Annotated in this window: 21 protein-coding genes and 1 pseudogene; 18 read left to right on the top strand and 4 right to left on the bottom strand. The window is 68.0% G+C overall.

The annotated features are described in order from the left end of the window. Positions 1-37: 37 nt before the first annotated feature. From Q8O14_07160 to Q8O14_07120, 9 genes are all read left to right on the top strand, one after another. Positions 38-397, top strand: coding sequence for a response regulator (locus Q8O14_07160; protein ID MDP2360514.1), 360 nt, complete (start codon positions 38-40; stop codon positions 395-397). 11 nt (positions 398-408) lie between these two features. Then, a complete protein-coding gene (locus tag Q8O14_07155) occupies positions 409-876 on the top strand; it encodes a chemotaxis protein CheX (protein MDP2360513.1) in 468 nt (155 codons plus the stop codon). A 4-nt stretch (positions 877-880) separates the two neighbouring features. Further along, positions 881-1,339, top strand: coding sequence for a chemotaxis protein CheW (locus Q8O14_07150; GenBank protein ID MDP2360512.1), 459 nt, complete (start codon positions 881-883; stop codon positions 1,337-1,339). Next, the gene (locus Q8O14_07145) at positions 1,336-1,707 is read left to right on the top strand and encodes a response regulator (protein MDP2360511.1); all 372 of its coding nucleotides are present in this window, start codon (positions 1,336-1,338) and stop codon (positions 1,705-1,707) included. Before Q8O14_07150 ends, Q8O14_07145 begins: the two co-directional genes overlap by 4 nt. Further along, on the top strand, positions 1,707-2,918 hold the full coding sequence (locus tag Q8O14_07140) for a chemotaxis response regulator protein-glutamate methylesterase (protein MDP2360510.1): 1,212 nt from the start codon (positions 1,707-1,709) through the stop codon (positions 2,916-2,918). Before Q8O14_07145 ends, Q8O14_07140 begins: the two co-directional genes overlap by 1 nt. Further along, entirely contained in the window at positions 2,909-3,733 is an 825-nt protein-coding gene (locus Q8O14_07135) for a protein-glutamate O-methyltransferase CheR (GenBank protein MDP2360509.1), read from the top strand. The genes Q8O14_07140 and Q8O14_07135 overlap by 10 nt, the downstream gene beginning before the upstream one ends. A gap of 2 nt (positions 3,734-3,735) precedes the next feature. Continuing rightward, a complete protein-coding gene (locus Q8O14_07130; protein ID MDP2360508.1) occupies positions 3,736-4,116 on the top strand; it encodes a PilZ domain-containing protein in 381 nt (126 codons plus the stop codon). 116 nt (positions 4,117-4,232) lie between these two features. Beyond that, complete coding sequence (locus tag Q8O14_07125) at positions 4,233-6,221, top strand: transketolase (GenBank protein ID MDP2360507.1); 1,989 nt, start codon at positions 4,233-4,235, stop codon at positions 6,219-6,221. Position 6,222: 1 nt separating this feature from the next. Further along, positions 6,223-6,792 carry a hypothetical protein gene (locus Q8O14_07120; protein ID MDP2360506.1) on the top strand — a complete coding sequence of 190 codons (570 nt, stop codon included), beginning with the start codon at positions 6,223-6,225 and terminating at the stop codon, positions 6,790-6,792. Positions 6,793-6,876: 84 nt separating this feature from the next. Here the strand turns inward: Q8O14_07120 and Q8O14_07115 are convergent, their stop codons facing one another. The 4 genes from Q8O14_07115 to Q8O14_07100 form a co-directional block, all read right to left on the bottom strand. Next, positions 6,877-8,358 carry a pitrilysin family protein gene (locus tag Q8O14_07115; GenBank protein MDP2360505.1) on the bottom strand — a complete coding sequence of 494 codons (1,482 nt, stop codon included), beginning with the start codon at positions 8,356-8,358 and terminating at the stop codon, positions 6,877-6,879. Beyond that, positions 8,355-10,106 (bottom strand): pitrilysin family protein, encoded by a 1,752-nt coding sequence (locus Q8O14_07110; protein MDP2360504.1) that lies wholly within the window; start codon positions 10,104-10,106, stop codon positions 8,355-8,357. Before Q8O14_07110 ends, Q8O14_07115 begins: the two co-directional genes overlap by 4 nt. Positions 10,107-10,179: 73 nt before the next feature. Continuing rightward, positions 10,180-10,899, bottom strand: coding sequence for an RsmE family RNA methyltransferase (locus Q8O14_07105; protein MDP2360503.1), 720 nt, complete (start codon positions 10,897-10,899; stop codon positions 10,180-10,182). Then, the gene (locus Q8O14_07100; protein MDP2360502.1) at positions 10,896-11,756 is read right to left on the bottom strand and encodes a rhomboid family intramembrane serine protease; all 861 of its coding nucleotides are present in this window, start codon (positions 11,754-11,756) and stop codon (positions 10,896-10,898) included. Before Q8O14_07100 ends, Q8O14_07105 begins: the two co-directional genes overlap by 4 nt. A 144-nt stretch (positions 11,757-11,900) precedes the next feature. Here Q8O14_07100 and rpsU point away from each other — a divergent pair, with 144 nt between their 5' ends. From rpsU to Q8O14_07055, 9 genes and pseudogenes are all read left to right on the top strand, one after another. Continuing rightward, complete coding sequence (rpsU, locus tag Q8O14_07095; GenBank protein ID MDP2360501.1) at positions 11,901-12,110, top strand: 30S ribosomal protein S21; 210 nt, start codon at positions 11,901-11,903, stop codon at positions 12,108-12,110. Between the two features lie 129 nt (positions 12,111-12,239). Then, positions 12,240-14,027 (top strand): aspartate--tRNA ligase, encoded by a 1,788-nt coding sequence (aspS, locus tag Q8O14_07090; GenBank protein ID MDP2360500.1) that lies wholly within the window; start codon positions 12,240-12,242, stop codon positions 14,025-14,027. After that, complete coding sequence (locus Q8O14_07085; GenBank protein MDP2360499.1) at positions 14,024-15,037, top strand: PhoH family protein; 1,014 nt, start codon at positions 14,024-14,026, stop codon at positions 15,035-15,037. Before aspS ends, Q8O14_07085 begins: the two co-directional genes overlap by 4 nt. Continuing rightward, entirely contained in the window at positions 15,012-15,563 is a 552-nt protein-coding gene (gene ybeY, locus Q8O14_07080) for an rRNA maturation RNase YbeY (GenBank protein MDP2360498.1), read from the top strand. The genes Q8O14_07085 and ybeY overlap by 26 nt, the downstream gene beginning before the upstream one ends. Then, a complete protein-coding gene (locus tag Q8O14_07075; GenBank protein MDP2360497.1) occupies positions 15,553-16,839 on the top strand; it encodes a hemolysin family protein in 1,287 nt (428 codons plus the stop codon). The genes ybeY and Q8O14_07075 overlap by 11 nt, the downstream gene beginning before the upstream one ends. After that, positions 16,820-17,428, top strand: coding sequence for a hypothetical protein (locus tag Q8O14_07070; protein MDP2360496.1), 609 nt, complete (start codon positions 16,820-16,822; stop codon positions 17,426-17,428). The genes Q8O14_07075 and Q8O14_07070 overlap by 20 nt, the downstream gene beginning before the upstream one ends. Positions 17,429-17,444: 16 nt before the next feature. Continuing rightward, positions 17,445-18,764 (top strand): PhoH family protein, encoded by a 1,320-nt coding sequence (locus Q8O14_07065; GenBank protein MDP2360495.1) that lies wholly within the window; start codon positions 17,445-17,447, stop codon positions 18,762-18,764. 16 nt (positions 18,765-18,780) lie between these two features. Further along, complete coding sequence (locus Q8O14_07060; protein MDP2360494.1) at positions 18,781-20,328, top strand: peptidylprolyl isomerase; 1,548 nt, start codon at positions 18,781-18,783, stop codon at positions 20,326-20,328. A 150-nt stretch (positions 20,329-20,478) separates the two neighbouring features. After that, a pseudogene (locus Q8O14_07055) lies at positions 20,479-21,657 on the top strand (acetate kinase). Positions 21,658-21,853 lie beyond the last annotated feature (196 nt).

The raw sequence follows: 21,853 nt of genomic DNA, 5'->3' as shown, positions 1-21,853 counted from the left end.
GCGCGGAGAAGAAGCGGGACTCAAGCGGGAGGAGGATATGAGAATCCTGGTCGTGGATGATTCCACTACCATGCGTCGCATCATCTGCAACAGTCTCCGGGCTGTTGGGTTTGACGACATCGTCGAGGCGGGAGATGGGCAACAGGCGCTGCAAACCATGGACGGGGTCACTCTTCTGCTCACTGACTGGAACATGCCCACCATGGATGGTCTGACACTGGTCAAGACCTTGCGGGACGCGCCCGCCACGGCCCGTCTGCCCATCATCATGATCACGTCTGAGGGTGCGCGCGACGAAGTGATGGAAGCCCTCGCCGCCGGCGTCAACGATTACATCGTCAAGCCATTCACCAAGGAGGTGCTTGGCGAGAAGGTCAAACTGATCATGCAGCAGTAGGGGAAGCCAACATGGAAGCCAAGTACATCAATCCCTTTGTCATGGCCCTGGTCAATGCCCTGGAAACGATGCTGAGCATCACCCCGGAGCGTGGCACCCCCTATTTCAAGCGCGAAGGCCAGACGCAGGGCGACATTTCCGCCATCATCGGCTTCGCCGGACCGTGCGTGACGGGTTCAGTGGCGCTTAGTCTCCCAACACCCGTGGCGCTGAAGTTCTACAGCCTGATGATGGGCGAGAAGGTGTACCGCATCACCAACGACGTGCAGGATGTGGTGGGCGAACTGGCCAACATCGTTGCCGGCGGCGCCAAGACGGAGCTCTCCAAGGAGAACATCACCTTCAACATCTCCATTCCCACGATCGTGGTGGGGCCGGGGCACACCATCGGACACAAGGGAGATGTCCCGGTCATGGTCATCCCCTTCGAAATCGGCAAGCATCGCTTCGTGATGGAAGTCACGATGAAGTTGGAGTAGCGACATGGCTGAGCAACAACAGGTCTGCACCTTCTACCTCAATGGGTTCTTCTTCGGCGTGGATGTCAAGATCGTTCAGGAGGTGAACCGCTTCCAGTCGATGACACCCGTGCCCATGGCGCCCCGGGTGGTCAGCGGCCTGATCAATCTGCGAGGCCAGATCGTGACGGCCATCGACCTGCGCCGGCGCCTGGAGATGCCGGATCGGGACGATTCCAAGGCGCCCATGAACGTGGTCATCCGTGATGCCGAGACGGTCCATAGCCTGCTTGTCGATGAGGTGGGCGACGTGGTCAGCGTGGATGAGAGCACATGGGAGGCGCCGCCCGACACCCTGGAAGGGCGCATGCGTGAACTGATCACCGGCACCCACAAGCTGGAGAATCAGCTGCTCCTGCTGCTGGACGTGAAGAACCTCACGCAGCTGGATGGTGCCGATGCCAAGTTGCGGGACCTTGGATGAAAGCCCTCATCATCGACGACTCGTCCACCATGCGTTTGCTGCTGGCGCGTCTGCTGGACGAGTTGGGCGTGACCCACGCCCAAGCCGCCAACGGCCGGGAGGCGATGGAGGCGCTGGCCCGCGAAGGCCCCTTCGATTTTGCCCTGGTGGATTGGCAAATGCCGGTCATGGACGGCATCGAATTCATCCGGATTGCGCGGGAATCCTACACGCGGGACGAGCTGAAACTGCTGATGGTGACCTCCGTCAACCAGATCGAAAGTGTGATGGAAGCGCTGGAGGCCGGGGCCGACGAGTACATCATGAAACCCTTCTCCCGTGAAGCCCTGCTTGAGAAGCTTGCCTTGCTTGGCATTGATCCGGTCTGATGGGCGACATCCGCATCTTCATCATTGACGATTCGTCGGTGGTGCGGCGACTGCTGACCCGCGTCATCGAGGAAGAGCCGGGTTTGGCCGTGGCCGGACAGGCCGCCAACGGCCGGCTGGCCCTTGAGAAGCTGGATGCCCTGGCGCCCGACCTGGTGACCCTGGACGTTGAGATGCCGGAAATGGATGGCTTGGCCACTCTGGTGGAGATCCGGCGCCGGCGCCCTCGCCTGCCCGTCATCATGTTCTCCACCCTGACCAGTCGGGGGGCCGCCACCACGATCGAGGCGCTCAGCCTGGGGGCCAGCGACTACCTGACCAAGCCGGCAGGCGCCACCAGTCTGATGGAAAGCATGGAAAGGCTGCGCCAGGACCTTGTGCCAAAAGTACGGGCCCTGGTCCGCGTCCGGGAGGAACGCGGACAGGATCAGCCAGCGAGAGGCGATCTTCGCTCCAACATGACAGCACCATCCACCTCAGGCCCCGCCCAGGTCGGCCCACCGCCCCTGCAGCGTGCGGGCACCTCGGCCCAACTGATGCAGCACCGGGAGCGCTATCCGGAACGACGCCCTTTTCAGCCGAGCGGCCGTCACTTGATGCGACCCGCGGAGCTGGTGGTGGTCGGCGTCTCGACGGGGGGACCCAACGCCCTGGCCCGTTTCATACCGGCCCTGCCCGGCAACCTGCCCGTCCCCGTTCTCATCGTGCAGCACATGCCGCCCCTCTTCACCCGCATGCTGGCTGACCGGCTCGATCAGAACAGCCAGCTCAAGGTCCGCGAGGCCGAGGCCGGCGCCGTCCTGCGGCCCGGCGAGGCCTGGGTGGCCAAAGGCGACTGGCACATGGAAGTGGCGCGCGAAAGCGGACAGTTGCTGCTGAAAGAGCATCAGGGGCCGCAAGTCAACTCCTGCCGCCCCGCCGTCGACACGCTCTTCCAGTCGGCGGCGCAGGCCTGCCCCGCCACTGCGGTGGCCGTCGTCCTGACCGGGATGGGGCGGGACGGGCTGCGCGGCGCCCGCGCCATCCGCGAGGGGGGAGGCCTGGTCCTGGCGCAGGATGAGGAGAGCAGCGTGGTGTGGGGCATGCCGGGCGCCGTGAGCAATGCGGGCGTGGCCGACCAGGTGCTGCCCTTGGACCAGTTGGCGCCCCACCTGCTTCAAAGCCTGCGGCGGGACAGGTCGACCACCACGGGGGCCGGGCCATGGCGCTGAATCGGGTGGAGTTCGACTACCTGCGGCAGCTGGTCCGCGAGCGGTCGTCCATCGTGCTGGACGAGTCCAAGGAGTATCTGGTCGAGATGCGCCTCTCCACGCTGGCTCGGATGGAGGGTTTCGACAATGTCGACGAGCTGGCCCGCAAGCTGCGAAGCTCCGCCCATGGTCCGCTCCACGCCCAGGTCCTGGACGCCATGACGACCAATGAGACCAGCTTCTTCCGCGATCTGCACCCATTCGAGACCATGAGGTTGGAGTTGCTGCCGCAGGCCATGCGGCGGAACGAGGGCTCGCGCAACCTGACCATCTGGTGCGCGGCCTGCTCGAGCGGCCAGGAGCCATACAGCCTTGCCATGCTGATCAACGACTCCTTCCCCCAGCTGCGGAGCGGGTGGCGGGTCAACCTGCTGGCCGGCGACATTTCCCGCGAGATGCTGAGGCGGGCGAAGGAGGGACTCTTCAGCCAGTTGGAGGTCAATCGGGGTTTGCCGGCTCCCATGCTGGTGAAGCACTTCCGAAAGGAAGGCGCCTCGTGGCAGATCAAGGAGGAGCTGCGCGACATGATCCAGTTCCACGAGCTGAATCTGGCCGGCTCCTGGCCGGTCCAGAGCGGCGTTGACTTCCTCTTCCTGCGCAACGTGCTCATCTACTTCGACCTGGAGACGAAGCGTCAGATCCTCAAACGGGCACGGAGTGTGATGAAGCCCGAGGGCGTGCTGTTTCTGGGTGGGGCCGAAACCACGCTCAACCTGGACGAGGCATGGGAGCGGGTCCAAACGGGCAAGACCGTTTACTATCGAATTCGGCGGTGAACATGAGCGAACGACGAGAATTCACCCGGGTGCCACTGAGCATCGACATTCTGTTGAGCGGCGGCGACAGACTGGAAGTCCGGGCCTGCACGCAGGATCTCAGTTTGCGTGGCGTCCGCGTGTCGCACCTGGATCAGATCCAGCAGGGCGAGAACTGCGAGCTCTGTCTGGTGCTGGGTGAAGGTCCCCAGGCCGTTCGCGTGGAGATCTCGGGTCGGGTCGTCCGGGCGGATGCGGATGGTGTGGGAGTGGAATTCCTGGGCATTCGCGGCGCGGAATCACTGGAGCATTTGCGTCGCCTGATTCTGCACAACGCACCGAGCGCGCCGGAGGCCGAGGACGAGATGAGCCGGCACTGTGGCCTCAAGCGCCGCATTGAGTAGGTGGGAAGATTCCACACTGGACAGTCCACAAGAAGGGTTGATCCTGCCGCCATCCCGTGAGGGAGGCCCTCCTTCCTTAACTTGATCTCCGTCACGCCCACGAAGACGGATGAACCATGCCCCTGAGCCAAACGCACCTCCATCTGGCCGCCGCCGTGGCGCGCGGCCTGGCCATCGACGCCGTCGCCGCCTGCAAATCCGGTCATCTGGGCTTGCCCCTGGGGGCCGCCGAGATCGGAGCCGTCCTCTTCGGCCGGATCCTGCGGCTGGACCCCGACCGCCCCCGTTGGGTCAACCGCGACCGCTTCATCTTGTCGGCCGGACACGGCAGCATGTTCCTCTACAGCTGGCTGCACCTGGCCGGTTTTGATCTGGCGCGGGAGGATCTGCTAGCCTTCCGGCGCCTGGGCAGCCGCACGCCCGGCCATCCCGAGTTCGGTCACACGCCGGGCGTGGAGGTGACAAGCGGGCCGCTGGGTCAAGGTGTGGCCAATGCGGTGGGAATGGCCCTTTCGGGCAAGTTGGCGGCCGCCCGTTGGAATAGTCCGGCCCACCCCCTGCTGGATTGGCGGGTTTTCTGCCTGGCCGGCGACGGGTGTCTGCAGGAAGGCGTGGCCCTGGAGGCCACCGAGCTGGCCGGCCACCTGGGATTGGACAGTCTGACCCTGATCTGGGACGCCAATGACGTCACCCTGGACGCTCCCGCCAGCCAGACCCAAAGCATGGAGGCGACGGCCCGCTATCGCGCCTGCGGTTGGCAGGTGGAGGAGGTGGACGGCCATGACGTGGAGGCGCTGGCCGCCGTCCTGGAGAGTAGCCGGAGGTCGCCGCGACCGGTGCTGGTCATTGCCCGCACCCAGATCGCCCGCGGCATTCCCGAGGTGGCGGGGACACCCAAGGGCCATGGCGAGAGTGGCGCCACTTTCCGCGGGAAGGCCAAGGACGGACTGGGACTGCCTCCGGAAGACTTCCACGTGCCGGAGGAATTGAGGACGGCCTTCCGGGAGCGGAAGCAGGAGTTGGTGACAGCGGCACGGGCCTGGGAGGAGAAGCGGCGGGCCTGGCAGACCGCGGAGGGGGAGAAGGCAGGTGAGCTTGAAGAGGTGCTGGCGGGGCGTCGCCCCATGCCCGCCCCCGTCCCCCACTTCGCGCCCGGCACGGCCCTGGCCACGCGCAAGGCCGCCGAGACGGCCCTGCAGCATCTGGCGGCCGGGGAGCCGCTGCTTCAATCCTTCAGCGCCGACCTTTTCGGCTCCAATCTCAACTACATCGCCGGCGGGGGGGAGATCCTGCCGGGCCGCCTGGCTGGACGCAACCTGCGGGTCGGCATCCGCGAGCACGCCATGGGCGCCATGATGAACGGCCTGGCCTATGACGGCCTCTTCCGCCCCGTTGGGGCGACCTTCCTTGTCTTCTCCGACTACCTGCGACCCGCCCTGCGCCTGTCCGCCCTGGCCGGCCTGCCGGTCATCTGGTGGTTCACCCACGACTCGGTCGGGGTCGGGGAGGATGGCCCCACCCACCAGCCGGTGGAGCAGCTCTCCTCCCTGCGCCTGATCCCCGGCCTGGAGGTGTTCCGCCCGGCGGATGCCGAAGAAACGGCCGCCGCCCTGGAGGAGGCCCTCGCCCGCCGTCGCGGGCCCACGGCCCTGGCCCTCAGCCGCCAGGCCTTGCCCGCCCTGGGCGGTGATGCCGCGTCGCGGCGAGAGGGCGTGCGCCAGGGAGCCTATGTGCTGTGCCGCGAGCAGGCGCCGCTGGAATTGGTCATCCTGGCCACGGGCAGCGAAGTGCAATTGGCTGTTGCCGCGGCGCAACGCCTGGCGGCGGAGGGTCGCGGCGTGCGCGTGCTGTCCGTGCCCTGCCTGGAGCGTTTCGCGGCGATGCCGCGCCAGCAGCGGGATGAGCTGCTTCCCCCCGCCTGCCGGCGCCGCCTGGCGGTCGAGGCGGGCTCGGGCGCCCTCTGGCACCGCTGGACAGGCCTTGACGGCCGCGTCCTCTCCATCGAACGCTTCGGGCTCAGCGCCCCGGCCGATCAGGTCATGGCGGAGTTGGGCATGACCGTCCAGGCCGTGCTGGACGTCGCCCGGGAACTGCTGGAGACCTGAGATGCGCCGGGCGACCGCCTGCTGCCTGGGACTGCTGCTGGGGCTGTCGCCGGCCGGCCCCGCGCGGGGGCAGGACTCCCTGGCCGTGCTTTTCATCGGCAACAGCCATACCTATGTCAACGACCTGCCTGCCCTGGTGGAGGGCCTGGCGGCCGCGGCCGGACGTCCGCTGGCCACCGGCCGCAGCCTGATCGGCGGCTACACGCTGGACCAGCACGCCACCAACCCGACCACCCGCGCCCTCTGGCTGCAGGAGCAGGCGGCGGCCCAACTGCCGCTGCCGCCCCTTGTGGAACAGCCCTTCAGGCCCCGCCGGCACCTGCTGGGGGCCCGGCCCAATCCCTTCAATCCGGGCTGCACACTCGCCCTCGATCTGGCGGCTGATGGCAGCCACCTGGAGATCCGCGACGCCGGCGGCCGCCTCGTGTCGCGCCGGGAGCTGGACCACCTGCGTCCCGGTCCCCACCAGCTCTTCCTGGACGGCGCCGCCTGGCCTTCCGGCCGGTTCTGGGCCCTGCTTGTCCGCGACGACCAGGCCCGGGAAGCAATCCCTCTCACCCTGCTGCGTTAGCCGCATCAGAACCCAGCGCGGGCTGGACATCGAAGGGGCGGCCGCCGGCCGCCCCTTGCAGGTCCAACTCAATCAGGGTCTTGTTCAGTCGAAAGGCAGCGGCTCCTGGGTCATGGGATCGCGCAGTGGCAGGCGGGTCACCGGCCCGAAGCGCTCCAGCGTCAATCCCTTGGCCTCGTCTGGACGCGTGACGGCGGCGGCGTCCCCCACCACCAGCCAGATCAGCTGGCCGGGGCGGAGGAGGTCCCTGGCCATGGCGCGCACGTCCTCCACCGTCACCGCCGCCACCTTGTCGCGCAGGTCTTGATAGTAGCCGGGATTGCTCTTGGCTCGGCCGCTCAGCTCCTCGTCGGCCAGGCTGCCGGCAATGGCCTGGGCGCTGGAGAACCAGGTTGGGAAGGCCAGGATGACCTGGTTCTTCGCATCGGCCAGCGCCTGTTCGTCGATGTTGCCCGCCGCCATCCGCTCCAACTCCTCGACCAGCAGGCTCATGGCGTACTGCGTGCTCTCCGTCTTGGTCTGGAAGGCGGCCCACAACAGGCCACGGCCGAACTCGCGCTCCTCCAGCTGGCTGCCCACGGAATAGGCCAGGCCCTCCTCGGTGCGGATGCGGTTGAGCAGGCGCGAGGACATGCCGCCGCCGCCCAGCAGCTCGTTCATGAGCCAGGCGGCCTGCCAGCGCGGGTCGTCGCGATCCAGTCCGGGCAGGAAGCAGCGCACGCGCGACTGGTTGACCGGTTTGTGGATGAGATAGACACCGGGCGCCACGACGGCGTAACCCGGCTCCGGACTGGTGAAGCGTTGCTCCTCGCCCCGCCAGTCCTTCATGCGCTTCTCGAGGCGGGGCAGGATGTCCTTGGCGGTGACGTCGCCGCTGACCGTGATGACCAGATGGCGGGGCTGCACCCAACGGTCGTGCCACTGGCGCAGGGCCGCCGGCGTGATCGCCTCGATGCTGGCCTGCGTCCCCGGCCGGTACTCCTCATCGTTGTAGATCAGGCGCCTCCACTCGGCGCGCTCCAGATCCTCCGGCGAGTCGTTGCGCTTCTTGAAGGAGGCGAGCACACGGTCCTGAAGTTCGCGGACCCGGTCCTCCTGATAGCGCGGATCGCGCAGCAGCTCGAAGGCGATGTCCAGGCCGCGGTCGAGATCCTTGGTCAGGGTCTGGAGGGTGACGATGCCCCCGAAGGTGTCCGGCCGGCTGTCCAGGCGCGCGCCCAGAAAGGCCGTCTCCTCCTCGATCCAGGTGGCGTCGTGCTTGCCGCTGCCCGCGCTGGTCATCAATACGAAGGCGGCGCCGTGCAGGCCGTCCAGGTGGCGCGGCACTTGCTTGTTGTCGGCGCGGATGTGGAAGGCCACGTCGACAAGGGGCACGCGCCGGTCCTCCACGACGAAGACGGTGACACCGTTCTTCAGCTGGTGGCGGTACTCCTTGGCCACGGGCGGGTGGTAGACCAGGGGGGGGAAGCTGAGCTGGTCGGGATGGCCGGCGATGGCCGCCGCCCCGGCCGGCACGGCCAGCCGCAAGGCCAGCAGGAGGGCCGGCAGGATCGCATGCGCTCTCATCGATTCTCCTCCTTGGCTTCCAACGCGGCCAGCCGCGCCTCGACGACTCCCATCAGCACTTGGCCCAAGTGCCGTTGCTGCTCATCCTCCGGCTCCTCGGCGGCCAGCTGCGCCAGGATGCTCTGCAGCATGTCCCGGTCCGTCACCAAGCCCATTTGTGTCTTGAATTGACGGGCCATGCCCTGCACTTCGGCGGGGAGGGAGGCCAGCTCGTCAGCCGGACCGGCGGCGGCGCCCTCCTGGCGCACCCACCAGGTCACCATGCGGTTCTCCGGGCGGAGCATGGCGCCGGCCACGCGCTGCACATCGGCGGCGCTGACGGCCTGGATGCGGGCGGCATAGGCCTCCTGCTCGCGCCAGTCCCCCATGCCGGCGTTCATGATCAACTCGAAGCCGGCGCGGATGGGGCTCTGCTGGGCGCGGTAAGTGTCCACGAACCAGGTGTTCTTGACCTTCTGCAGCTCGCGGTCGGGCACGGGTTCCGCCACCAGGCGGGCCAGTTCCGCGTCGAGGGCGGCCTCCAGGGCCTCGTTGCCAACTCCGGCGGCGGCCTCGGCCTCCACCTGGAAGGCTCCTTCATGCTTGTTGCGTTCGTAGTAGGCCCAGGCCCGCACCGCCTGCCGGCCCTCCTGCACCAGGCTGCGCTGCAGGCGCCCGGTGTCGCCGCTGAGCAGCGAGGCGACCACTTCCAGGACACCGGAGTCGACGTGCTTGAAGCCGCCGCAGTGGTAGCGCAAGTTGACCGTGGGGTTGACCTCGGCCACGCCCGTGTAGCGCTTTTCGCCCAGCTGGACCGGTTCCAGCGTGACCAGGGGCGGAGGATCCTGCCGCGCCTCCATGCGTCCGAAGTAGCGCTCGGCGAGACGGATCGCCTCCGGCGTGTCCAGGTCGCCCGCCAGGATGGCGGTGACGTTGCCGGGGCCGTACCAGGTGTGGTAGTAGTCCTGGGCCTGGGCCATGCTCAGCTCGGAGACGTCGCTGGGCCAGCCGATGACCGGCCAGTGGTAAGGGGAGGCCTGCCAGAAAATGGCGTTGACGGCCTCCTCGTGCACGCCCGTCGGGGTGGATTCGGTGCGCATGCGGCGCTCCTCGTAGACCACATCGCGCTCGGCGTAGAACTCGCGGAAGACAGGGTTGATCAGCCTGTCGGACTCCATCCAGAACCATAGTTCGAGCTTGTTGGCGGGCAGGACGTTGAAGTAGGCGGTCATGTCCTCGCTGGTGAAGGCGTTGCCGAACAGCTGCCCATTCTTTTGCATGATCTGGTCGAACTCATTGGGGATCATGTTCTCCCGCTGGGCGGCGACCAGCTGCTGGAACTCCGTCTCCAGTTGCTGGCAGAGCGGGTCCTTCTTCTGGGCCTCCGCCAGGCTGGCTTGCTGCCCCTGGCGCACCTGCAGGCGCAGCTCGCGGCTGCGGCGGCGGATCTGCTCCTTCAGCTCCTCCTGACGCGCCAGGAGGGACAGGTCCTTCTCCAGGTCCTTGGTCCCGATGGTGTGGGAGCCCTTGAACATCATGTGTTCCAGCAGGTGGGTGAGGCCCGTCTGGCCGGGGACCTCGTTGCTGGACCCCACGTGGGCCACCCAAGCGCCCATGACGCTGGGCGCGGTGTGGTCCTCGATGATGAGGAAGCGCATGCCGTTGGCCAGCACGTGCTCCGTGACCGGAAGCGCGGCCTGGAGGGCGCCGGCGGCCAGCAAGGCCACCACCACCATCCAGCCCGCGCCGGGGCCGTGTCGATCGTTCATCTCTATCCTCCGTGCCAATAGGTTAACTGCAGGGACCAACCGACCCGCATCCGGGGCCGAAGTTTCATGATCATCAAGACTTTTCATGGATGCTGGCCCGGGCCTGCACCGCGGCGGCCAGCGCGATCATGGCCGTCTCGGCCCGCAGGACATGCTGGCCCAGGCTGATCCGGCCCAGGACGCGCCCGGCCAGGAGAAGCTCCTCATCTGGGGAGAAGCCGCCCTCGGGACCGGCGAGGAGGGCCAGCCTGCCGGGCAGCCTCTCGGGAAAAGGCCCGGCGACGGCGTGGTCCCGCCCGGCGACGAGGAGGGGCGGCTCCACCTGGGCCAGCAGCCCGGCCAGCGGAACGACCGCAGTCAGCTCCGGCCGCCAGGGGTTGCCTGATTGCTCCAGCGCGGCATCCATCAGGCGCCACAGGCGGGCCAGCTCGGGCGGACGACGCTGGTTGCCCGTCCGCTCGCTGGAGTAGACCAGGATCCGCGCCACGCCCAGTTCGGTCAACTTCTCGACGGCCGTCTCCAGGCGCTCCGGGCGGATGAGCGGCATCCAGGCCTCCAGCCGCGGGGAAGGGTGGGGCAGGCTCCAGGGGGGCTGGCAGTGCAGCCGGACCCGCCGACCATCCACAGTCAATTGGGCCGTGGCCAAGCCCCCGGCGCCATCCAGGACCTCCAGATCCTGGCCCTCCGCCAGTCGCAACACGCGCAGCAGGTGGTGGCTCTTCCCGTCATCCAGATCGACCCAGCCACCCTCGCGGGGAAGGGCCGGCAGCACCAGCCTGGTTGTCCGCTTCATCGGCCCTGCTTCCGGCGTTCACGCAGCCAAGCCGAAGCCTCGTCGAGGAAAGCCCGCTCCTCGCCGGTCAAGGCCTCGAGGCCTTGGCGCGACACCTTGTCGAGCAGTTCGTCCAGGCGGGCCTCGATCCGGGAGAGGTCCGCCCCCGGAGCGATCCGGGTGGCGGGCGACGGGTCGTTGCCGCCCTTGCGCCGCAAATGGCGCAGCATGCGCCGCCGATGCCGCCACAAGCGCCACTGGTTGCGGACCGGCGCCGCCAGCAACAGGCCCAGGCCGCTGATCATGCCGCCCAGATGGGCGACGTGGGCCACGCCGTCCCCGCTCTGGAACACGCCGGAGAAAATGGCCAGCGCGGCGAATCCCAGGGCCAGCACGCCGGCGCGCACAGGGATGATCCCAAGGAAGAAGAGCTTGCGCGAACGGAAGAGCAGGCCATAGGCCGCCATCAGCCCGTACACGGCGCCCGAGGCGCCCGCCACGCCCACCGGTTCGCCGCTGATGAAGGGATCGATGAGGCTGTGGGCCAGCCCCGCTCCCACTGCGCAGAAGACGAGATAGTAAAGGAAGGGCCGGGAGCCCCAGACTCTTTCCAGCTCCGTGCCGAAGACCCACAGGCCCAGCAGGTTGAAGAGAAGGTGCAGCAGGCCCTGATGAAGCAGGGCGTAGCTGAGCAGCTGCCAGAGGCGGCCCTGCAGCAGCGCCTCCTCGGGACGGAGGATGGCCCAGCGCTCCAGCTCCAGGGGCCCCTGCAACAGGTAGACGGCCGCCAGCGCCAGCATCAAGCCGCGCAGGACGGGTCCCGGCCGGGCCATGGGATCCAGCTCCCGCCAGCCCTCGATGCGATGCTCCAGACTCATGCCGCAAGTTGCCAAAGCCCCCAGCAGGCTGCAACGCTTCTCTGTTCGGAAAATAGCCGATTGTTCCTCATTGCCTTGCAGCGACCAATTCCAGATGCTACTCTTGCTGCCCTTTGGGCTAATGCGCTGGAAGGGGGTGACGGCATGGCGCATATTCGTGTTCGCGAGGGGGAACCTTTTGATCGGGCATTCCGGCGATTCACCAAATCCTGTGAGAAGGCGGGCATCCTCAGCGAACTGCGGCGCAAGCAGCGCTACGACAAGCCCTCGGAGATCCGCAAGCGGATGCTGAACGCGGCCAAGCGGAAGCAACGCAAGATGATGTCCGAGCAGCGCCGTCAGGGCTTGATCTAGCGGCCGGTCCCCGACCGGTTCCGCTGCATGGAGAAGGAAATCCTTCCGGCCCCGCTTCACCGGATGGCGAAGCGGGGTTTCTTGATGGGCCGCCGTCGCGGCCGGCCGCCAATAGCGGGAGACGGGATCATGATGCGCAGCCACACCTGCGGGGAACTGAGGGCGGGACACGAGGGCCAGGCCGTGCAGCTGTCGGGCTGGGTCAACCGGGTGCGCAACCTGGGAGGCCTGGGCTTCCTCGATCTGCGCGACCGCCACGGCATGACGCAGGTGGTCTTCGAGCCGGAGCAGCCCGAGCTGATGGAGCGGGCCGGGCGCTTGCACATGGAGTCGGTCATCCGTGTGTATGGCACGGTGCGGCGCCGCCCCGGCGCCATGGCCAACCCGGAGATGGCCACGGGCGAGGTGGAGGTGGTGGCCGCGGAGCTGGAGCTGCTTTCCCCCGCCGACGTCCTGCCCTTCACCCTCGAGGCGGAGGACACGGCGGGCGAGGAGCTGCGCCTCAAGCACCGCTACCTGGACCTGCGCCGGCCGCACAAGGCCGGCTTCCTGCTGCTGCGCCACCGCATGGCCCAGACCGTGCGGCGCGCCCTGGACGGCCTGGGTTTCCTCGAGATCGAGACGCCCGTCCTGATGAAATCCACGCCGGAGGGGGCCCGCGACTATCTCGTGCCCAGCCGCATCCATCCCGGCTGCTTCTACGCCCTGCCGCAAAGTCCCCAGACCTACAAGCAGCTGCTCATGGTGGCGGGCTTCGACCGCTATTTCCAGATCGTCAAGTGCTTCCGCGACGAGGACCTGCGCAGCGACCGCCAGCCCGAGTTCACCCAGATCGACCTTGAGCTGTCCTTCGGCGACGAGGCCGACGTGCAGGAGGCGGCCGAGCAGGTGATGGCCGCCCTCTTCCGCGAGTTGAAGGGCGAGGAGCTGCCCCTGCCGCTGCCCCGCCTCACCTGGCGGGAGGCGATGGACCGCTTCGGCAGCGACAAGCCGGACCTGCGCATTCCCCTCGAGATCCGCCCCCTGGACCAGCTGGCCGGGAGCTCGGGCTTCGCCGTGTTCCAGGAGGCCGTCCAGGGCGGCGGGGTGCTGCGCGGCCTGGTCTTCCCCGGCCTGGCCGCCGCCTTCAGCCGCAAACGGATCGACGGCCTGCAGGACTACGCCCGCCACCTGGGAGGTCAGGGCGTGGTGGTGGTGCGTTGGACGGAGGAGGGCCTGTCCAGCCAGATCGCCAAGTTCACGGGCGAGGCCTGGCTGGAGGAGATGGCCCGCGCCGCGGGCGCCGCCCCGGGGGATCTGCTCATCCTGGCGGCGGGCGAGTTCCGCCTCGTCTGCAAGCTGCTGGGCAACATCCGCTTGCGCCTGGCCCGCGAGGAGGGACTGGTGGACTCTTCCCGCCACCGCCTGCTTTGGGTGACGGACTTCCCCATGTTCGAGTTCGACGAGGAGGAACAGCGCCTGGTGGCGGCCCACCATCCCTTCACCCAGCCCAAGCGCGAACAGCTGGAGGCGGGCGTGGCCCCCGCCGAGCTGCTTTCCCGCGGCTACGACCTGGTGATGGACGGGCAGGAGATCGCGGGCGGCAGCGTGCGCATCCATGAGCGCGAGATGCAGGCCCGCGTCTTCACCATGCTCGGCATCTCCGACGAGGAGGCACGGGAGAAGTTCGGCTTCCTGCTCGAGGCCTTCCGCTACGGCACGCCGCCCCACGCCGGCTGCGCCTTCGGCTTCGACCGCCTCGTCATGATCTTCGGGGGCACGGACAACATCCGCGACGTGATCGCCTTCCCCAAGACGAACCGGGCCGCCTCGCCCATGGACGGCAGCCCCGGCCGCGTGGATGAACGCCAGCTGGTCGAGCTGCACATCGCCCTGCGTGGCGGAAGCACGGCCGGAGACGGGGGCGGGGAGGCATGAGCCGGGCGGCGGCGGCCCGCCAATCCGGGAGCCTGATGGACAACGAAAGCCTGTTGCTGGCGCTGGACGGTCTCGAGCCCCAGGCCCTCTTCGGCCCGGGCGACGTCCACATCCGCAAGATCGAGGAGGTCTTCTCGGCGCGCTTGGCCCTGCGCGGAGGGGATCTGCGCATCGTCTCCTGCCGCAGCGACGTCGACCTGCTGCGGCGGGCCGTGGGGGACATGGCGGCCATCGCGCGGCGCAAGGGCCTGCTGGAGCTGGAGGACGTGGACACCGTGCTGCGCCTGACCATGGCCGGCCAGGTGGCGGACGCCGATCCCGGGCAGTTCTCAGTCGTGGTCAACACGCCCACCGGTCCCCTCCGGACGCGCACGGCCGGCCAGGAGAGGCTGGTGCGGGCGGCGGGGGCCAACCTGGTCACCATCGCCATCGGCCCGGCCGGCACGGGCAAGACCTACCTGGCCGTGGCCATGGCCGTGGCCGCGCTGGTCGAGCGCCGCGTGCAACGCATCGTGCTCACCCGGCCGGCCGTGGAGGCGGGGGAAAACCTGGGCTTCCTGCCCGGCGACCTCAAGGAGAAGGTGGACCCCTACCTGCGCCCGCTTTACGACAGCCTCTTCGACATGATGGAGCCGGAGCGCATGGCCCGCCTGGTGGAGCAGCAGATTGTGGAAGTGGCGCCCCTCGCCTTCATGCGGGGACGAACGCTCAACAACGCCTTCATCATCCTGGACGAGGCGCAGAACACCACTCCCGGCCAGATGAAGATGTTCCTCACGCGCTTGGGGCAGAACAGCCGCGCCGTGGTGACCGGCGACGTGACGCAGATCGACCTGGTCGATCCGGGGCGCAGCGGACTGGTTCAGATCCGGCAGATCCTGCGCGGAGTGCGCGACGTGGCCTTCGTCGAACTTGAAAAGGCCGATGTAGTTCGCCATCGTTTGGTCCGTGACATCATTCACGCCTATGAGGAGTACGACGGCCGTGCCACGACAACGACCGAAAGCTGACGGCGCCGACCCCCACCCTTTCCCCCAGCCCGAACTGGACGATCCCGATTCACGAAGTAGCGGGCGGCTGGACGTCGCCCTTTCCGGATCACGGGTTCGCGTCAACCGTCGCCTGCTGCGGCGCGTGGTGAGCCATGCCCTCGCCGCCGAGGGGGTGCGCCCCCGCGAGCTGACCCTGGCCCTGCTCGATCCGGAGGAGATGCGGGCCGCCAACTGCGAGTTCCATGGCCTGGACGAGGCCACCGACCATCTGGGCTTCCAGTACGAGGCCCCGCCGGGTGAGGTCTCGGGGGACATCCTCATCTGCCCCGAAGTCTGTGTGGAGCAGGCCGTGGACTACGGGGAGACGCCCCGCCGCGAACTGGCCCGGGTGGCCATCCACGGCGTGCTGCACCTGTGCGGTTGGCGCGACGACCATCCGTCGCGCCGGCGGCGCATGCGCGCCCGCGAGGACGAGCTGCTGGCCGGCCTGGATCTCCTGCCGGGGATCGAGTCCTGGCTGAAAGGCGGCCGCCATGCTGGCTGAGCTGGTCCTTTTCGCCCTGCTGCTGGTGCTGTCGGGCTTCTTTTCGGGCAGCGAGACGGCCTTCTTCAGCCTGGGCAAGCTGCAGATCAAGCAGCAGCGGGAGGATGGCGGCGCGCCCGGTCGGCGGGTCGCCCATCTGCTGGGCAAGCCCCAGCGCCTGCTGGTGACCATCCTGGTGGGCAACACCGTGGCCAACACGGCGGCCGCCACCCTGGCCACCCTGATGGCCCACCACTGGGCGGTGTCGGTGGGCCTCTCCCTCGAGCTGGTCATCCCCGTCACCATCATCTTCGTGACCCTCTCCCTCCTCATCGTCTCCGAGGTGACGCCCAAGGCCCTGGCCTTCCGGCACAACGTGGAGCTGGCGCGGGCCGCGGCGCTGCCCCTGCAGCTCTCCCAGGTGCTGCTCTGGCCGCTGGTCAAGCCCATCCTCGCCATCACCAACGTCGTCCGCCGCCGTTTCAAGGACGAGGACGGCGTCCCCTTCACCCCCGGCGAGCTGAAGACCCTGCTCGAGGTGGGCGCCGAGGAGGGGAGCCTGGAGGAGGACGAGAAGGAGCTGATCCACTCCATCTTCGAGTTTGGCGAGACCACGGTGCGCGAGGTGATGGTGCCGCGCATCGACATGATCTGCCTTGCCCACGACACCGGCCTGGAGGAGGCGGTGGACCTGATCCGCCGCGAGGGGCACAGCCGCATCCCCATGTACAGGGAGCGGGTGGACAATGTGATCGGCGTGCTCTACGCCAAGGACTTGATCCCCTTCCTGCACCAGCGCGAGGCCCTGCCGGCGCTTGATCAGCTTGCCCGCCTGCCCTACTTTGTGCCGGAGGGCAAGAAGATCGACGAGCTGCTGCGCGAGTTCCAGGCCAACCGCATCCACATGGCCATCGTGGTGGACGAGTACGGCGGAACCGCCGGCCTGGTCACCCTCGAGGACATCCTCGAGGAGATCGTGGGGGAGATCCAGGACGAGTTCGACGCCGAGGCCCCGCCCTGGCGGCGGACGGCGGACGAAGGTTGGGTGATCGATTCCGGCATGCTGCTGGAGGACGTCAACGCCCTGCTCGAGGAGGAGATCCTGCCCACGGCCGAGGAGTACGAGACCCTGGGCGGCTTCATCTACGAGCTGGCTGGCGAGGTGCCCAAGGCCGGCGACACCTATGAGCATCTGGGTTGGCGCTTCACCGTGATGACGATGAAGCGGCATCGCATCGGTCTGGTGAAGACCAAGCGCGTGGAGCCAGTGGCAAGAAATGAGCGCGACGGGAATTAGGGGCAGGCTGGCCAATCTCTACGCCGCCACCCATCATCGCTACACCGCCCGCGAGCCGGTGCCGGTCAGCTTTTTCGAGGAGCTGGCGCGGCAGGGCCCCATCCTGGTGGTCATGCCGCGCGACCCCACCTGCTTCGAGGCGGCCCGCCACGTGCTGGTGCATCTGCGGCACTTCACCACCGGGGAGGATGGCCCGGTGCGCATCCACACCTTTCTCCACGAGACCTTCAAGAACTGGATCGACTCCCGCCTCATCTCCCACGCCCTCGCCTGGGCGGACGACGATCTCAACGCCCTGCGCCTGCCCTCCAACCGCCTGCTCAACCAGGTGGCCGGACTCAGGTGCGACGTGGCCCTCGACCTCAACGTCGACGACGACCTGGGGGCCGCCTACGTGGTGGGCATGACGGGCGCCAAGATCCGCATCAGCATGGGTCCCCGCCAGCACCGGCAGTTCTACAACGTGGAGCTGCGCGTGCCGGTGGACTTGGGCGACCTGCGTCGCACCTACCTGGGCCTGACCCGTCAGCTGCACCAGACCTTCTTCCCATCCGAAGGAGAGGCCCCCACCGAGCTGAGTACCCTGTGAGAAGGGAGGCCTTGGCATGAGGCGGACCGTGATCCTGGACACGAACGTCCTGCTGCATGATCCCAGAGCCCTCTACGCCTTCAACGGTTCACGCCTGGTCATCCCCATCACGGTCATCGCCGAGATCGACAAGTTCAAGAAGGGCGTGGGCGAGGTGAGCCGCAACGCCCGCGAGGCCAGCCGGCAGATCGACGATCTGCGGCGGCTGGGTTCCCTCACCCAGGGCGTGGCCATGCCGGAGGGAGGGACCCTCACCGTGGCCGGCGCCGGGGAGCGGATCGAATTCCCCGAAGGCCTCAGCCCCGGCCTTGCCGACGATTGCATCCTGGCCATCGGCCTGCAGTACAAGGCGCCCCGCGGCTGGCCCAAGCTCTTCGTCACCATGGACGTCAACATGCGCATCAAGGCGGGAGCCTACGGCCTGGAGGCCACGGGCTTCGAGGACCGCCGCGTGCGCGTGGACGACCTCTTCCAGGGCTACCATCTCATCCAGGTGCCGGCCGGCTGGATCGACGAGTTCTTCACCGTGGGCCATCTGGACATGGAGGAGAACTCGGGCCTGCACCCCAACGAGGGCGTCGTCCTGCAGGACGCCGAGAGGCCGGAACGCACCGCCCTGGGCACTTTCCAGGCCAACCCCAGCCGCCTGCACCTGCTGCGCACGGAGGACGCCGGCCTGGGCATCCGCGCCCGCAACCTGGGCCAGCATTTCGCCCTGCATTTCCTGCTGGACGAGACGATCCAGCTGGTGACCCTGGCCGGCCGCGCCGGCACGGGCAAGACCCTGCTCGCCCTGGCCGCCGGCCTGCGCCAGGTGCTGGACGAGGACTCGCCCTACCGCCGCATGGTGGTCAGCCGGCCCGTCTTCCCCATGGGCAAGGAGTTGGGCTTCCTGCCCGGCTCTCTTGAAGAGAAGCTGGGTCCCTGGATGACGCCCATCCACGACAACCTGGAACAGCTCCTGGACGGTCTGGCGGGCAATGGCCGCAAGGGACAGAAGCTCACGGAGCAGAAGCTCCGCCAGTCCGGCGTGCTCGAGGTGGAGCCCCTCTCCTACATCCGGGGACGCAGCCTGCCGCGCCAGTTCTTCATCGTGGACGAGGTGCAGAACCTCACGCCCCACGAGGTGAAGACGATCATCACGCGGGCCGGCAACGGCACCAAGGTGGTGCTCACGGGCGACCCCGAGCAGATCGACAATCCCTATGTGGACGCCATGTCCAACGGCCTCTCCTACGTCATCGACCGCTTCCGCGATCAGTCGGTCAGCGCCCACGCCACCTTGAGCAAGGGGGAACGCAGCCGCCTGGCCGGGCTGGCGGCGGAGCTTCTCTAAGGGCGAAAGGCTGACCGTGCCACGCTTCCTGTTCTGCCTCCTGGCCATCCTGGTCGCGGCGCACCACGCCGGAGCCGCCCCCGTCTTCGTCACCCGCGCCCAGGCCCGCGAGTATCTGCTCACCAAGGGCGTCCCGCTGGACAAGCCCATGCTGGACGACTTGATGCAGGCCGTCCTGCCCGAGATCCACGAGCACACCCTGCTGGCCCTGGCCTGGGAGGGGCAGGGGCGGCGGCTGACACCCCAGCAGCTGGACCAGCTGGAGCAGGCCCACCGGGAGATCGCCGTGCGCCTCTGCCGGGAACGTCGCCTGGGCATGGCTTCCGTTCCGCCCGTCAACGTGGACGACTACGAGCAGCTCTCCCGCTATGTCTACTTCACCAGCCACATCCTGCTGGCGGACGAGACGGCGGCGCGCCGCGCGGTTGAACGCCTCTCCCGCGGCGAGTCCTTTGCCGAGCTGGCCCGCCGGTTGTCCAGGGATCCGGGATCGGCCACCCTGGGCGGCAGCCTGGGCGCGCTGCTCACCGGGCAGACCGTGCTGGAGTTCGAGGACGCCCTGCTGCGCCTGCGCCCGGGGGAGGTATCGCCGCCGGTGGAATCGCCCTTTGGTTGGCACATCATCCGCCTGGACAGCCTGCGCGAGCGCGACATCGAGTTCGGGCCGATCGAGCGCGCCGAGCTGAGCGGCATCCTGGAACGGCACGCCCGCCACCGGGCCGAGCTGGAGGTCCAGGCCCGCCTCTGGAAGAACCATCGCATCGAGATCTTCACCGCCGCGGCTTCGGGCGCCGGCGTGTCCGCCGGCACCATCGTGGCCCACACGGCGGACACAACCCTCACGCGGGGCCAACTGGACGAGATGATGCGCCAGGCCTTCGGCGCCCAGAGCGGCATGGCCACCGCGAACCTGGGCCCGGACTTCCTGCGCTTCTGGGTCGAGCAGGACGCCTGGCTGCGGGAGGCGCGCCGCGACGGCACCTGGCTCAGCCGCGAGACCCTGGATCTAGTCGATCTGCGCGAGCGCCTGCTCAAGAGCGCCCTGCTCGTCAACGAGCAGATCGCCCCCGCCATCCGGCCCACGGAGGAGGACCTGGAGAACTACCTCTGGGCCAACCCGCAGGAGTTCCTGGCCGAGCGCGCCTTCGGCCTCTGGACCTTCGAGTTCCCCACCCGGGAGAAGGCGCGGGCCGCCCGCGACCTCTCCCGCCGCGAGAAACTCGATCCGGCCATGCTGGCCGAGCGTCTGGGGCTGACGCTTCATCCGCGCGAGCTGAGCGCCGAGGCGGCCCGGGCCCTGCCCGCCGAGATCCACGGCGCCCTCATCGACCTGGATCCGGACGAATGGAGCGATGTGATGGAGTTGAGGCAGCCCGGCCGGACCAGCCGCTGGGTCTTCTACAGCCTCATCGGACGGCGCCTGCCCCAGATCGCTGAAAGCGTCGGCCTGCGCCGGGCGGTGGAGGAGCGGGTCCGGGCCGCCATGATCACGGCGGAGATCCAGCGCACGGTGGAGGAGATGAAGCGCCGCACCGCTTTGACCGAGGTCCGCTGGGCCTCCTGACTGGGCCGGCGGCGGTCGCAGGCCGTCCGACGCGCGGAAGGATCCCCCCCGCGGCAATCAACTTGACCCACGCTGCCGCTTGTGCCAGATTCAAAGCAAGCCTGTTCATCAGTTAACGAGCGGGGTGCGGTCCCCGGCGAAAGGACGTGGATGAAGATCCTTGTACTGAACTGCGGTTCATCATCACTCAAATTCCAGCTCTTCGATATGAAGGATGAGCGGGTCCTGCTCAAGGGCCTGGTGGAGAAGATCGGCTCCAGCCGGGCCATGCTCACCTTCAGTGGCCGCCAGGCCTCCCCCATCCGGGACGTGCTGGAGATCCCGGACCATGAGAAAGCGGTGCGCCTCGTGATGGAGATCCTCACCCATCCGGAACACGGCGTGATCCGCAGCATGAAGGAGGTGGACGCGGTGGGGCACCGCACCGTCCACGGCGGCGAGGAGTTCAGCGGGGCCGCCCTCATCACGCCGGAGGTGATCGAGGCGATGGAACGCTGCGTTCCTTTCGCACCCTTGCACAATCCGGCCAACATCATGGGCATCCGCATGGCCCGCAAGCTGATGCCCGACCTGCCACAGGTCGGCGTGTTCGACACAGCCTTCCACAGCCGCATGCCGCGGGCCAGCTATCTCTACGGCCTGCCCTACGAGATGTACGAGAAGCACGGCATCCGCCGCTACGGTTTCCACGGCACCAGCCATGGCTTCGTGGCGCAGCGGGCGGCCGAGATGCTGGGCAAGCCGCTGACCCGGCTCAAGCTGATCACCTGCCACCTGGGCAACGGCTCGTCCATCGCCGCCATCGACGGCGGCGTCTCCATCGACACGAGCATGGGCTTCACTCCCCTTGAGGGCCTGGTGATGGGTACCCGCTGCGGGGACATGGATCCGGCCATCGTCGGCTTCCTCCAGGAGCGCGAAAAGCTGGACACCCAGTCGGTGGACGCCCTCATGAACAAGCGGAGCGGACTGCTGGGGCTGTCGGGTGTCTCCAACGACATGCGCGAGCTGGAGGAGGAGGCGGGCCGCGGCAACGAGCGGGCGCGCCTGGCCCTGGACATCTTCTGCCTGCGCGTCCGCAAGTACATCGGCGCCTACGCGGCGGAGCTGGGCGGACTGGACGGGGTGGTCTTCACCGGGGGCATCGGCGAGAACGCGGTGCAGATCCGGGCCCGCATCCTGGAGCACCTGGAGCTCCTGGGCATCCGCCTCGACCCGGAGGCCAACCAGGCGAAGCAGGCCCTCATCTCGGGCGGCAAGGTCAAGGTGATGGTCATCCCCACCAATGAGGAGCTGGCCATCGCGCGGGAGACCATGGACGTGGTCAAGTCCCTGAGCCAAGCCAGGGTCCGCGACGAGGCCCAGATCGCGCGGGAGGTGGCCGGCTTGGGGCTTGAGGAGCGCCGGGAACTGGTGCTGCTGTGGGCGGAATCCCGCGGCGGCGACCTGGCCACCCTGGCGGCGCGGATCAATCACCGCCTCAAGCGGGAGCTAAGCCCCGACGCCGTGCGGCTGTTGTTGACAA

It is taken from the genome of bacterium (genome assembly GCA_030685015.1).
Classification (GTDB): domain Bacteria; phylum CAIWAD01; class CAIWAD01; order CAIWAD01; family CAIWAD01; genus CAIWAD01.
Note: the sequence above shows the minus strand (reverse complement) of the source record. Positions and strands in the feature narration are given on the sequence as shown.